11 protein-coding genes and 1 tRNA gene are annotated in these 13,043 nt (G+C 72.0%); 7 read left to right on the top strand and 5 right to left on the bottom strand.

Going from position 1 to position 13,043, the window contains the following annotated elements; translation table 11 throughout:
• The first annotated feature begins 110 nt into the window (after positions 1–110).
• Positions 111–971 carry a fumarylacetoacetate hydrolase family protein gene (locus ACFYQ6_RS05060; RefSeq protein WP_388760594.1) on the top strand — a complete coding sequence of 287 codons (861 nt, stop codon included), beginning with the start codon at positions 111–113 and terminating at the stop codon, positions 969–971.
• Positions 972–1,050: 79 nt separating this feature from the next.
• Here the strand turns inward: ACFYQ6_RS05060 and ACFYQ6_RS05055 are convergent, their stop codons facing one another.
• Together ACFYQ6_RS05055 and ACFYQ6_RS05050 are read right to left on the bottom strand one after the other, a co-directional pair.
• On the bottom strand, positions 1,051–1,524 hold the full coding sequence (locus ACFYQ6_RS05055; RefSeq protein WP_388760591.1) for a heme-degrading domain-containing protein: 474 nt from the start codon (positions 1,522–1,524) through the stop codon (positions 1,051–1,053).
• On the bottom strand, positions 1,521–2,627 hold the full coding sequence (locus ACFYQ6_RS05050) for a Gfo/Idh/MocA family oxidoreductase (protein ID WP_388760588.1): 1,107 nt from the start codon (positions 2,625–2,627) through the stop codon (positions 1,521–1,523). The genes ACFYQ6_RS05055 and ACFYQ6_RS05050 overlap by 4 nt, the downstream gene beginning before the upstream one ends.
• Before the next feature lie 56 nt (positions 2,628–2,683).
• Here ACFYQ6_RS05050 and ACFYQ6_RS05045 point away from each other — a divergent pair, with 56 nt between their 5' ends.
• The 6 genes from ACFYQ6_RS05045 (at position 2,684) to ACFYQ6_RS05020 (ending at position 8,541) form a co-directional block, all read left to right on the top strand.
• A complete protein-coding gene (locus ACFYQ6_RS05045; RefSeq protein ID WP_388760585.1) occupies positions 2,684–3,811 on the top strand; it encodes an ROK family protein in 1,128 nt (375 codons plus the stop codon).
• Positions 3,812–4,060: 249 nt separating this feature from the next.
• Positions 4,061–4,936 (top strand): hypothetical protein, encoded by an 876-nt coding sequence (locus ACFYQ6_RS05040; RefSeq protein ID WP_388760583.1) that lies wholly within the window; start codon positions 4,061–4,063, stop codon positions 4,934–4,936.
• Positions 4,937–5,113: 177 nt separating this feature from the next.
• Entirely contained in the window at positions 5,114–5,908 is a 795-nt protein-coding gene (locus ACFYQ6_RS05035) for an HAD-IIA family hydrolase (protein ID WP_356734759.1), read from the top strand.
• Between the two features lie 66 nt (positions 5,909–5,974).
• Positions 5,975–6,535: a hypothetical protein gene (locus ACFYQ6_RS05030; protein WP_388760580.1), complete on the top strand. Its 561-nt coding sequence runs from the start codon at positions 5,975–5,977 to the stop codon at positions 6,533–6,535.
• Position 6,536: 1 nt separating this feature from the next.
• Complete coding sequence (locus ACFYQ6_RS05025; RefSeq protein WP_388760577.1) at positions 6,537–7,232, top strand: class F sortase; 696 nt, start codon at positions 6,537–6,539, stop codon at positions 7,230–7,232.
• Between the two features lie 280 nt (positions 7,233–7,512).
• Positions 7,513–8,541, top strand: coding sequence for a glycoside hydrolase family 6 protein (locus ACFYQ6_RS05020; protein ID WP_388760574.1), 1,029 nt, complete (start codon positions 7,513–7,515; stop codon positions 8,539–8,541).
• A gap of 107 nt (positions 8,542–8,648) precedes the next feature.
• Here the strand turns inward: ACFYQ6_RS05020 and ACFYQ6_RS05015 are convergent, their stop codons facing one another.
• The 3 genes from ACFYQ6_RS05015 to ACFYQ6_RS05005 form a co-directional block, all read right to left on the bottom strand.
• Complete coding sequence (locus tag ACFYQ6_RS05015; RefSeq protein ID WP_388760570.1) at positions 8,649–10,583, bottom strand: galactose oxidase-like domain-containing protein; 1,935 nt, start codon at positions 10,581–10,583, stop codon at positions 8,649–8,651.
• Positions 10,580–12,517: a glycosyltransferase family 2 protein gene (locus ACFYQ6_RS05010; RefSeq protein ID WP_388760567.1), complete on the bottom strand. Its 1,938-nt coding sequence runs from the start codon at positions 12,515–12,517 to the stop codon at positions 10,580–10,582. Before ACFYQ6_RS05010 ends, ACFYQ6_RS05015 begins: the two co-directional genes overlap by 4 nt.
• Before the next feature lie 320 nt (positions 12,518–12,837).
• A tRNA-Lys gene (locus ACFYQ6_RS05005) sits at positions 12,838–12,911 on the bottom strand.
• Positions 12,912–13,043 lie beyond the last annotated feature (132 nt).

Raw genomic sequence — 13,043 nt, 5'->3', positions numbered from 1 at the left:
TGTGTGAACAGGGTCTTGCGGAGTGATCCGATGTCTTGGAGGATCGGCCAAGCCTTTCGCTGGCCGCAACCCATCGACGGGCTGGATCTCGACCAAGGGGAGATGGACCGTTGAAGCTTCTTCGAGTGGGTACGGCGGGCTCGGAACGCCCCGCACTGCTTGACCGTAACGGGACCTTGCGGGACCTCTCGGGCCTCGTCGCCGACATCGACGGCGAGCTCCTGGCCGACGCCTCCGCCCTGGCCCGGGTCCGGGAGGCGGCGCAGACGCCCGACGTTCTCCCGGCGCTCGACGCCGAGGGCCTCCGGATCGGGCCGCCCCTCGGCCGGATCGGCAAGATCGTGTGCATCGGGCTGAACTACCACGACCACGCCGCCGAGACCGGGGCCGCGATCCCGGAGGAGCCGATCCTGTTCTTCAAGGCCCCCGACACCGTCGTCGGGCCCGAGGACACGGTGCTCGTGCCGCGCGGCAGCCGGAAGACGGACTGGGAGGTCGAACTCGCCGTCGTGATCGGCCGCACCGCCCGCTACCTGGACTCCGCCGAGGAGGCACTCGGGCACGTCGCGGGGTACGCGACCGCGCACGACGTCTCCGAGCGCGCGTTCCAGATCGAGCGCGGCGGCACCTGGGACAAGGGCAAGAACTGCGAGACGTTCAACCCGCTGGGGCCCTGGCTCGTCACCGCGGACGAGGTGCCCGACCCGCAGGCGCTGCCGCTGAGGCTGTGGGTCAACGGGGAGCTGAAGCAGGACGGCACGACGGCCCAGCAGATCTTCCCGGTCGGTGAGGTCGTGCGCTATCTGAGCCACTTCATGACGCTCTACCCGGGTGACGTCATCAACACCGGCACCCCGGCGGGCGTGGCCATGGGCCGCCCCGAGCCGAAGCCGTACCTCCGCGCCGGGGACGTCGTGGAGCTGGAGGTCGAAGGGCTCGGACGCCAGCGCCAGGAGCTCAAGGACGCGTAGGAGCGGGCGGCGCGCAGAAGCGGGGGCGGCCCGCCGGTCACACACCCGGCGGCCCGCCCCCGCTTCCGTCGCCCGTCGCTCAGGGCTTGGCGGTGAACTGCTCCAGCGCCTCGACGACCAGCGCGTGGTCCTCCGCCTGCGGCAGCCCCGAGACGGTGACCGAGCCGATCACGCCCGCGCCCTCCACCGCGATGGGGAACGAGCCCCCGTGCGCGGCGTAGGTGTCCAGGTCGAGCCGCGAGGACTCCTCGAAGGTGGTGCCCTTCGCCCGGAAACGCGTACCGACCAGGTAGGAGCTCTCGCCGTACCGCTCCACCACCCGCCGCTTACGGTCGATCCAGGCGTCGTTGTCCGCACTCGAACCGGGCAGCGCGGCATGGAACAGCTGCTGGCTGCCCCGCCGGATGTCGATCGCCACCGGGGCGTGCCGCTCACGGGCCAGCGCGACCAGCAGGCCGCCCAGTGCGTAGGCGTCCTCGTAGCCGAAGCGCGGCAGCGTCAGCCGGCGCTCCTGCGCGATCAGCTCGGAGATGGTCGGAGAGCTGGGGCTCATGCGTGCTGCTCCTCGTCGGGGTGGGGGAGAAGGGTGACCGACACGCCCTCGCGGGCGGAGCGCCGCGCCGCCTCCAGGACGTCCAGCGCGGCGGCGGCCTGCAGGGCCGTCACGGGGTTCTCCCCCTCGCCGCGCAGGGCCGAGGCGACGGCCGCGTAGTACGCCGGGTAGTCGCCCGGCAGCGTACGGACCGGATCACCGCCCCCGGTCAGCGGCGACTCGCCGGAACCGATCCGGCCCCAGAGCTGCTCCGGCTCCTCGCCCCACGGCACACCGGCCACCGGGCGGGCGCCCTCGCGGAGGGCCGCCTCCTGCGGGTCCAGGCCGTACTTCACATAGCCCGCGTGCGAGCCGAGCACCCGGAAGCGCGGGCCGAGCTGCGCGGTGACGGCCGAGGCGTACAGGTGCGAGCGCACCCCGTTGGTGTGGGTGATCGCGATGAAGGTGTCGTCGTCGGTCACCGCACCCGGGCGGCGTACGTCGGACTCCGCGTACACCTGCACCGCGGGGCCGAACCGGGTGAGCGCCTGGTCCACGACATGGCTGCCCAGGTCGTAGAGCAGCCCGCCGATCTCGTCCGGGTCGCCCGACTCGCGCCAGCCGCCCTTGAGCTGCGGACGCCACCGCTCGAAGCGGGACTCGAAGCGCAGCACCTCGCCGAGCTCGCCCTCCTCGATCAGGGCGGCCAGGGTGAGGAAGTCGTTGTCCCAGCGGCGGTTCTGGAACACCGAGAGCAGCAGCCCGCGCTCCTTCGCCAGCGCCGCCAGCTCGCGGGCCTCGGCGGCCGTGCCGGCGAGCGGCTTGTCGACGACCACCGGCAGTCCCGCCTCCAGGGCGGTCCTGGCGAGCCGCACGTGGGTCTTGTTCGGCGAGGCGATCACGATCAGGTCCAGCTCGTCCGCGCGCGGCCACAGCTCGTCGGCCGACTCGACGCACCGTACGCCGGGGAACTCGGCGCGGGCCTGAGCCTGCCGCTCCTCGTTCGACGTGACGACCGTGTCGAGGACGAGACCCCCGGTCGCCGAGATCAGCGGGGCGTGGAAGACGGAGCCCGCGAGGCCGTAGCCGACGAGCCCGACGCGGAGAGGAGCGTTGGCAGTCATACCGACCACTTAAGCAACGCTGTTGCCAAAGTGCAAGCGATGGGGACAATGGTGGCGTGAACAGGAGCAGCAGCAGGAGCGGCGGGGCGAATCTTCCGGCCCTGCGCCACCACAACGCGTCGCTCGTCCTCGACCTGCTGCGCGTGGCCGGTGAGCAGGGCATCAGCCGGCTGGAGCTCGCCGAGCGCACCGGCCTCACCCCGCAGGCCGTCAGCAAGATCACCGCCAGACTCCGCGCGGAGGGACTCGCCGCCGAAGCCGGCCGCCTCGCCTCCACCGGCGGCAAGCCCCGCACCGTCCTGCGGCTCGTCCCCGACGCCGGATACGCCGTGGGGCTCCACCTGGACCGCGACGAGCTCACCGCCGTCCTGGCCGACCTCGCCGGCACGACGGTCGCGACCCACGCCCTCCCGCTCGACCTCGGAGCCCCGGCCGCGGACGTGCTCGCGACAGCGGCCCACGCCGTGCAGACGGTACGGGCAGCCGCCCCCGGGGCGGGGGACCGCCAGGTGTTCGGCGTGGGCGCCGCCCTCCCCGGCCCGCTCGACCACCGCAGCGGGGTCCTGCACCGGGTCACGGGGTTCCCGCAGTGGGACGGCTACCCGCTGCGTGACGCCCTCGCCGCGCACACCGGGCTGCCCGTCGTCCTCGACAAGGACACCAACGCGGCCGCCCTCGGCCTCGCGCTGCGCGAGCCCGCCGACGCCGACTTCGCCTATCTCCACCTGGGCACCGGCCTCGGAGCCGGGCTCGTCCTCGGCGGCGCCCTGCACCGCGGAGCCCGTACCGGCGCCGGGGAGTTCGGCCACCAGACCCTCCAGCTGGACGGCCCCCCGTGCGACTGCGGCGGGCGTGGCTGCATCGAGGCCCTCTGCCTGAGCGCCGCCGCCCGGGGTGACGTCACCGAGGCGGCCAGGATCCTCGGAGCGGGCGCCGCCAACCTCGTCGGGCTGCTGGACATCGACCGGGTCGTCCTCGGCGGCCGGACCGTGGCCGCGCACGAGGAGGCCTATCTGCGCGGCGTCCGCGAGGTGGTCGAGGAGCGCGCCCGACGGGAAGGGGTCCCCGCCGCCGTACCCGTCGCCGTCGCCGGCGGCGGCGACCGGCCCGTCGCGGAAGGGGCCGCCCAGCTCGTCCTGGCGCCGCTCTTCGGCCGCGCGGGCGAGGCGGGCGAGCACAGCTGACCGAGCGGGGAGGCTGCCGGTACCGGGTACGGCTGACCGGGCGGGCGGCGAGCGGGGGAGTACCGGCTGACCGGGCGGCGGGGGAGCCGGGGCCGGGGCCGGCAGAGCTGATCGGGCGGATTACCGCGCTCGAACGGGCGGTGTGCGGCGCCCGGCGGTGGCCGCGCCCGCACCCGCCTGGCAGCCTCGTCCGCGGCAGCCGGCGGCTCTCCGCGCCGGTCGTTCGCGAGCAGCAAAGGGTGTTCTCCGATGGGCCCCAAACCCCCCGTACGGCCGCGCGACGGCCGTGTCTTCTCCACCCTCGGGACGTTCGGGCTGGCGGCAGGGTTCGCCGTACCCGCCGTCCTCCTCGCCGGCACCCAGGCGGATGCCGCACCGGCGGCGCCCACCGCCGTCGTCGCCGACGACCGGCAGCCCGGCTGCGGTGAGCCGGACGCCGAGCGCTTCCCGATCGAGACGCGGATCCACGGCGGCCCGGACACGTACGCCTCCGGCGGCGGTTACGGCATCTGGTACCTCGACCTCACCAACACCACGTCCGAGCTCTGCCGGGCCATCCACCCCGTGCTGGTGCTCACCGATGAGGACCGCACCCTCACCCCCGCGCGGATCCAGCTGGAGTTCTCCGAGCGGTCCGATCCGGACAACCGGCACCGCGTCACCTGGGAGACCACGGAACGGCACGAACAGATCGGGGTCTTCGGCGCCGAGGACGGGGACTTCCCCGGCTTCACCGTGCCGGCGCTGGGCACCGTCACCGTCCAGGTCCGCATGGGCTTCACCTCGGACACCGAGCCCGGCCGGGTCACGGTCAGCGCGGCCGTCGTGCAGCGCCTGCCGGCAGGGGAGAAGCGCGAGGACGGCGACTGGGTCGGGGAGTCCGAGGACTACACCTTCGACATCGTCGAGGGGGACCCCGACGGCGGCAGCGACCTGGAGCCCACCGGCCCGGGGACGGACACCGGGGAGGAGAGCGGGACGCGGACCGGGTCCGGGGACCCCGAACTGGCCCGCACCGGGCGGGACGACCAGGCGGCCGCGGCCGGGATCGCCTCCGGGGTCCTGCTCGTGAGCGGTGTGGCGGCGCTGGCGGGCGCCCGCAGGATCCGCCGCGTACGGGACTGAGACCGCGGCCGGAGCGGGCCGGCGGAGGCAGGCGGCCGGTGCGGACCGGCTGTCGGCTCCCGCAGGTTCCACCGGCCCGGGCGGGCTGCCTAAGATCAGGGTGTCGGCGCTGCACAACGCGGTGCCGCCGGCGTCCAGCACCCAGAGTGCACAGTGCGTACGGCAGGAGCCCGTCACATGGCAGAGCGCAAGCCGATCGAGTCCTGGCTGACCGACATGGACGGCGTCCTCATCCACGAGGGCACGCCGATCCCCGGGGCCGACGCCTTCATCAAGCGGCTGCGGGACTCCGGTCTGCCCTTCCTGGTCCTCACCAACAACTCCATCTACACCGCCCGTGACCTGCACGCGCGCCTCAAGCGCATGGGTCTGGACGTCCCCGTGGAGAACATCTGGACCTCCGCCCTGGCCACCGCCCAGTTCCTGGACGACCAGCGTCCGCGCGGTACCGCCTACGTCATCGGCGAGGCCGGACTCACCACCGCGCTGCACGACATCGGCTACGTCCTCACCGACCACGAGCCCGACTACGTCGTCCTCGGGGAGACCAGGACCTACAGCTTCGAGGCGCTCACCAAGGCGATCCGGCTGATCAACGGGGGTGCCCGCTTCATCTGCACCAACCCCGACGAGACCGGCCCGTCCGCGGAGGGCCCGCTGCCCGCGACCGGTTCGGTGGCCGCGCTGATCACGAAGGCCACCGGCAAGTCGCCGTACTTCGCCGGCAAGCCCAACCCGCTGATGATGCGCACCGGGCTCAACGCCATCGGCGCCCACTCCGAGACCTCCGCCATGATCGGTGACCGCATGGACACCGACGTGCTGGCCGGGCTGGAGGCGGGGATGCAGACCTTCCTGGTGCTCACCGGCCTCACCACGGTGGACGACATGGACCGCTACCCCTTCCGTCCCTCCACGGTCGTCGACTCCATCGCCGACCTCGTCGACCTGGTCGACCTGCCCGTCCCGTAACCCGACCGGGCTACAGCGGATGCGGGACGCCGCCCGGAGCGTGAACCTTCCCCTAGGAGGTTTACGATGCGTTCACTGCCCATCACATTCTGTGCCGCAGTGGCGGCCGCGACGATAGCCCTTCCCGCGTCCGCCGCCCTGGCCGAATCGAAGAGCGACGACCCGAGGGAAGAGAAGCGCTCGGGGACGGTCTCGGTGAGTCCGTCCCGTGTCTCCCCCGGCGGGGAGGTGGAACTCCGGGTCGACATCTGCGGCAAGGGGAGGTCGGCCCGGGGTAACTCCGAAGCGTTCGCCTCCGAGGCACGCTTCGAGCGGGGCGACGGCAAGGACCTCGTCGCCCAGGCCCGGATCCGCTCCGACGCCGCGCCCGACGACTACGAGATCTGGGTGACCTGCAAGGACGGCCACGGCAAGGCCACCGGCACCGTCACCGTCGTCCACCACAGCAGGCCCTCGCCCATCGCCCCCGTCCGGGCGGGCGGAGGCGGCACGGCGGTGCTCGCCGAGGAAGCCGCCGACGAGGGCCCCGGCACCCGGCACGCCGTGATCGGGCTCGGCCTGGGCGCCGTCGCGGCCGTCGCCGTCGCCTTCCGCAGCGTGCGGCGCCGCCGCTCGGCGCAGGGCTGACATGTCCGCCGCCGACCGCCCCGCGGGAACAGGGCGTCTGCTCACCGGTGTCGCGTGGGCCGTCCTCCTGCTGGGCCTGTGGTTGTGGGGCCGCGCGGCCACCGCCGGCAACTCGGCCCCGACGACCGGTGACGTCGCGGCGGTCGGGCGCCCCTTGGGCGTGCCGCTGCCGCCTCCCCACGACCCGCTCGACGGCGCCGCACCGCAGCGCGTCGAGATCCCCTCCATCGGGATCGACGCCGAGATCGTGCGGCGCGGGCTGGACGGCGAAGGGGCCATCGAGCCCCCGCCGTTCGCGACACCGGGAGCCGTCGGCTGGTACGGCCAGGGCACCGAGCCCGGGACGGAGGGCGCCGCGCTCTTCGTCGGTCACGTCGACACCGAGACGAAGCCCGCCGTCTTCTACGGACTCAGCGCGGCCCGCCCGGGCGAGAAGGTCCGGGTGAGCCGGTCCGACGGGAAGATCGCCGAGTTCACCATCGACGACGTCCAGGTCTTCACCCGGGAACGCTTCGACGCGCAGAAGGCGTACGGACAGCGCCAGGACGGCCGGGCCGAGCTCCGGCTGATCACCTGCGGTGGCACGTACGACCACACGTCCCACGCGTACACGGCCAACGTCGTGGTCTCGGCGTACCTCACGGCGGAGAAGGACGGCGCGAAGAGCGGGAGCGGCGGCGCGAAGAGCCGCGTCTGAGCAGCCCCCGGCAGCACCGCCCGGCCCGGCCGGCACCCGCTCCCCCTCGGAGTCGCCGGCCGGGCCGGCCCTCGACCGCGGCGCCCCCGGCTGCGGGAGTAGCGCGGGTGCGGCGCGGGAGGTCGGATCACCCGTACCGACTCGCCACTGTAGGGGGACGGACCGCGCCTGCCGGAGGGTTTCCGGCAGGATGTCCGGATCCGTGCGGGAGCGTCCGGTGCTCCTCCCGCTGTGCCAGGATGGTTTTCGACCGATGTGTCATCGGCACAAGGGGGAGTGGATGTACGGCAGTTGGGCCGGGCCGTGGGCGCGTGCGGTGGCCGGGCTGGGGGCGGTGCTGCTTCTGGGAGGGTGCTCCTCGTCCGAGGGCGGGGGGACCCCGGGCGACGAGGACAAGGGTGCACCGGCAGCCGTCGGCGGGCAGCCCGAGGGCGGCAGCCCGTACTGGGTCAATCCCGACGGGAACGCCGCACGACAGGTCGCCGCCTACGTGAAGGGCGGCGAGAAGGAGAACGCCGACCTGATCCGGAGGATCGCCGAGCAGCCGGTGGGGGAGTGGATCGGCCCGGAGGACCCGCAGGAGGCGGTGAAGGCGGTCACCGGGGCGGCGCAAGAGGCCGGCCGGGAGCCGGTGCTCGTCCTCTACAACATCCCGCACCGGGACTGCGGCCAGTTCTCCAAGGGGGGCGCGGCCGACGGCGACGCCTACCGGGCATGGCTGGAGGGGGTCGCCCAGGGCATCGGCGACCGCCGGGCCACGGTGGTCCTGGAACCGGACGCGCTGCTCCACTTGGTGGACGGGTGCACACCACGGGAGTTGCACGACGAGCGGTACGCGCTGCTGAAGGGCGCCGTCGAGCGCCTGAAGCGGCAGCCCGGGGCCACGGTGTACATCGACGCGGGCAACGCGGGATGGCAGACGCCCGCCGCCCTGGACGAGCCGCTGCGGCGTGCGGGGATCGCGACGGCGGACGGCTTCGCGCTGAACGTGTCCAACTTCGAGACGACCGAGGCCAGTACGGACTTCGGGAAGCGGCTGTCGGCCCGGGTCGGCGGCAAGCCGTTCGTGATCGACACCAGCCGCAACGGCAACGGCCCGTACGACGGCGGCGACCCCGCGGAGAAGTGGTGCAACCCGCCCGGCCGGGCGCTCGGCGAGCCTCCGACGACGAGGACGGGCGACGAACTGGTCGACGCCTACCTGTGGGTCAAACGCCCGGGCGAATCGGACGGCGACTGCAAGGGCGGCCCGAAGGCCGGCGACTGGTGGCCCGCGTATGCGCTGGACCTGGCCCGCGCCACGAAGTAGCGAGGACTGCCGGCCCTCCCGCGGGTGGGCCGGTCGTCCGGTACGGGGCGGCGGCCGTCCCGTACCGGGCGGCGCTCGTCCCGGACGGCCCTCGTACCGGACGGCCTCTAGGGGATCTCCACCCACATGCCCTCCGACGGGGTGCCGTCCGCGTCGGTGACGAAGAGCATGTACCAGCCCGAGGGGACCAGCGCAGGGTTCTCCGGCACCGTCACGGTGATGCCGTCGGCCGATCTCTTCAGTTCCAGTGCGACGGACCGCTGGTCGGTGTCCGTGACGTGGGTGACCGCGCCCGGCCGCATCAGCTTCGCCGAGGTGACGGACGACGCGTGCCGGGTCGTGAACATGCCGGTGCCGCCCCGGGGGATGCGCTCGGGGCCCGCGGTCAGTTCCGGGCGCCCGTCGCGGTACAGATACGGCGGTGTGTAGATCTCGATGCGCTGCTCGAACGTGCCGGGCCGGGTGTTCTCCCGGTCGGCGTACAGCGGGTCGGAGCCGAAGATCATGACCCGGCCGTCGGGGAGGAGCAGGGACCCCGAGTGGTAGTTGCGGCCCACCGCCGGGTCCGCGACCCGGCGGTAGGTGTCCGACTCCGCGTCGTACAGCCTGGCCTGGAGGACGTCCGAACCGCCGCGCCCCCGGTAGTCGCCCGAACCGCCGGTGACCAGCACCGAGTCGTCCGGGAGGAGGGAGGCGCTCGGGTACCGGGTGCCCTCGGAGAGCGAGGCGCCGTCGGTGAAGCGCGGGGCGTCCTCGGTCAGGTCGACCAGGCGCGACTTCTCGCTGGACTTCTCCGACTCACCGACGCCGCCCCCGCCGATCACCATGTACCGCTCGTCCTGGGCGGGGGCCAGCCGTACGGTCGCCGAGGTCTCCATCCTGTCCGGGTCGCTGAGCCCGGGAACCTTCGTGAAGGTGTTGGACTCCAGGTCCCAGACGCCCGGCTCGCGGCCCACGTCGGCGGGGCCGTAACCGGCGTTGGAGCCGGAGTAGAAGAGCCTGCCGTCGGCCGTCAGGAAGACGGCGGGATAGGTGGGGAACCTGCGGACGACGCCGGTGTACGTCCACTTCCCCGTCCTCGGGTCGTAGATCTCGTCCTTGCCCGGCACGATCTGGCCGATCTCGTCCAGGCCGGAGAGGGCGAGGACCCTGCCGTCCTCCAGCGTGGTGAGCGTCGGGTACCAGCGGGCCTCGTTCATCGGGTCGACGGGGATGTACCTCTCGGCGACCGGGTCGAACTCGTAGGCCTCCTTGATGCCCTGGAAGTCCTTCTTGTCGAGGGCGAGCTTCTGCGCGATCCCGTAGACGTTGCGGGCGTCGGAGCGGCTGAGGCCCGAGACCCGGTAGTTGTCCTCGGTCCCCGTCTCGTACGCGGCGCCGGACTTCTGCGCCTCGACGTAGATCCTGCCGAGCCCCGGCTCGTTGCGCAGGAACGCCCCGGTCCCCTTGTCGAAGACCTTGGTGGCCTTCTCCACGAGCACCGGGTCCTTGGAGACGTAGGTCCTGCCGGTGTCCCGGCCGGTGAAGCGGGTGCCGGCGGGCAGGGTGACGGGCTTGTCCGGGTCCTCGTTGTGGACGACCATCAGACCGCCGGCCTTGGTGACGTCACCCTCCAGCTTCTCGTAGCGCTTCGTGCCCCCGGCTATGAGCAGCTTCCCGCCCGGCAGTTGGGTGTGCCCTGCGCAGAACATGTCCTTCGGCGTGGGGATGTTCTCGAAGGTGTTCTTCTCCGGGTCCCAGAGCACCGAACGGAAGCTCTTGGCGTCGAAGTTCTTCTGGTCGTTGCCGGACCCGGCGACGAGCAGCACCTTGCCGGTGTGCAGCAGCGCCGCGTGGATCGTGTTGACGCGGAATTCGGCGGGGACGTCCAGGAAGTCCCAGTGGCCGTTCTCCGCCATGTAGTCCTGCTGGTTGATGGTGTACGCGTGATAGCGCTCGGTACCGAAGCGGTACAGCCACGGCCCGTTCGTCCCCGCGAGTGCCAGAACCACCGCCGTACCGATCGCCAGGCGGCGGGTACGGCGGCTCGGACGGTACTTCATTGCTCAGGCCCCCCAAGGGCGATCCGCAGGGTGTCGTCGTTCCCCGCCCACGCGGGCTCGGCCCGGGGCGGACCGGCCCGGGGCGGCTCGGCGGCCCGGGGCGCGGGTCCGGACGCGGGCGCGGCCGGTGTGTCCCGGGGCCTGTTCCGCTCGGCGTGGACCGTGTACCGCCAGCCGGCGATCGGCGCCGCGGTGATCAACAGCGCCAGGCAGGCCCACGTGAGCATCGCCGGGTGGCTGTGGCCGAGGACGAAGGACGCGGCGATCGAACCGCCGAAGACCAGGATGAAGAAGAGGTGGATGCGGAAGGTGCCGAAAAGGGTGTCCGGGCTCGACGAGTCGCCCTTGGGCGTCACCACGAAGGAGCTCTTGCGGCGCAGCACCGTGTCCATCAGGGAGCGGGCGTAGACGGGCGCGGAGAGCGCCGACATCACCATGCCCGCGAGACCGCCGGAACCCTCGGGCTCGTGCGGCGAGACGTTGTGGCGCCGGTTCCAGACGTAGAGGCCGATCTGGAGCGCCGAGGCGTTGCCGTACAGCATCATCCAGGCCACCGGGTCGATCTGGACACCGGAGGCGCCCATGCCGAGGAACAGGGCGCAGCTCAGGGCCGCGAGAATCCAGTTCAGGGCGGACATCGGGTAGAAGATGATCATCATCGTGTAGTTGAAGAGCTTGCCCGGCGGGAGCGAGAACCAGCCCTTCCAGTACTGCTTGAGGATCGTCTCGTAGGTCCCGCGCGACCATCGCAGCTGCTGGGTGAAGAAGTCGGTCCACGCGGTCGGGCCCTCGCCGACGGCCAGCACGTCCGGGGTGTAGACCGAGCGCCACTTCCTGCCGGTGAGCGGATTGCGGTGGCGGTGGATCTCGAATCCGGTGGCCATGTCCTCGGTGATCGAGTCGTAGAGGCCGCCGACCTGCCGGAGCGCGGAGATCCGGACGGCGTTGCTCGTGCCGACGAACATCGGCGCGCCGTAGCGGTTGCCTGCGCGCTGGATCAGCGCGTGGAAGAGGAACTGCTGGGACTCGGCGGCCTTGGTCACGAAGGTGTCGTAGTTGCCGTAGACCTGCGGACCGATGACGAAGCCGACGTCCGGGTCACGGAAGTAACCGAGCATCCGCTCCAGGTAGTTGGGCAGCGGGACATGATCGGTGTCCACCGAGGCGAAGTAGTCGTACGCGTCGCCGTGCGCGTCGAGCCAGGCGTTGTAGTTGCCATGCTTGGTGCGGGCGCGGTGCGGACCCTTCGGCATGTTCCAGCGGGCCACGCCCTTGCGGGAGAAGTGGTGCACCCCGAGGCGGGCGCAGACCTCCTTCACGGCGGGGTCGTCGCCCTCGTCCAGCAGCCAGACGTGCATCAGCCCCCGGTGCCGGATGCGCACGGCGGCCTCCAGCGTCCTCGTCACCATCTCCAGGGGCTCCTTGCCCGGGACGAAGGAGGTGAGGAAGGCGACTCTCGTACCGCTCTCGGGGACGACGGGGACCGGGTCGCGCGCGACCAGCGTCGCGTGGGCGTTCGACAGGACGTTCATGGTGCGGAAGAGCTCGATGAGGCCGATCGCGACCAGCATCACGATGTCGAGGGCCGGCAGGGTGCCGTTGTCGAGATTCGGGTCGCGCTCCGTCCAGTGCCCGGGCTGCATGAGCCACACGAAGAGGCCCAGCGAGACGAGCGGAGCGGCCCCGAGCAGCAGTGCCGCGCGTATCCGGTGCGGCTCCTGCGAGAGGAGCGAGCGGTAGCGCACCGTGTAGGGCCGGCCGGCCTCGGGCTGGGTCAGAGGCCCGGCGAGCCGGCTGTGGTGCTCGTAGTCGTAGCGGGGCGGAGCCTTCGGCTGCCGCCCGGGCCGCCCGGCGCGTGGCTGCGGAGGTAACCGCAGCTGCACCGTCCGGGCAGGGTCGTTGTGCTGCCGGTCGCCCGGCGGCGTCGACGTCATGGTCATCCCCCCGCACGCAGCAACTCTGCGTGCTTTTCACGTGTGCGTATCCGAGCGTGTTCCCCACCTCGTGAGGCGGTCGAACCCGCTTCCCCCCGGCCGGGAGATCCACCGATCCCCGGACGACACCTGGTCAGGTTGTCCGATTCGTGGGCATGAACGCAAGGGTGATACGTGCCGGTTGCCAGCCATACATGCGATTTGAGTACGTGCGGCGAGGGAGGCGTACGGAGGTGGCGGGAGGCGCTCAGGGGCGCTCGCGCGCCATGCGCACGTGAAAGAGGCCCCTTCACACTCGGTGAAGGGGCCTCTCTCATGCGTGCGCCGTCAGGGACTCGAACCCCGGACCCGCTGATTAAGAGTCAGCTGCTCTAACCAACTGAGCTAACGGCGCCTGCTGACCTGGAGAACTTTACCCGATGAGCGGGTGTGCTCCTGACCAATTCCTCTCCGGCCCGGCCTGTCGGATGGTCGTTTTTTCCCTTTAGTCCGTCACCATGAGGTATGTCGGGAACGTTGACGCACG

Source organism: Streptomyces sp. NPDC005494, assembly GCF_042872025.1.
GTDB lineage: Bacteria > Actinomycetota > Actinomycetes > Streptomycetales > Streptomycetaceae > Streptomyces.
The sequence above is the reverse complement of the archived record's forward strand: the minus strand, read 5'-3'. Positions and strand labels throughout refer to the sequence as shown.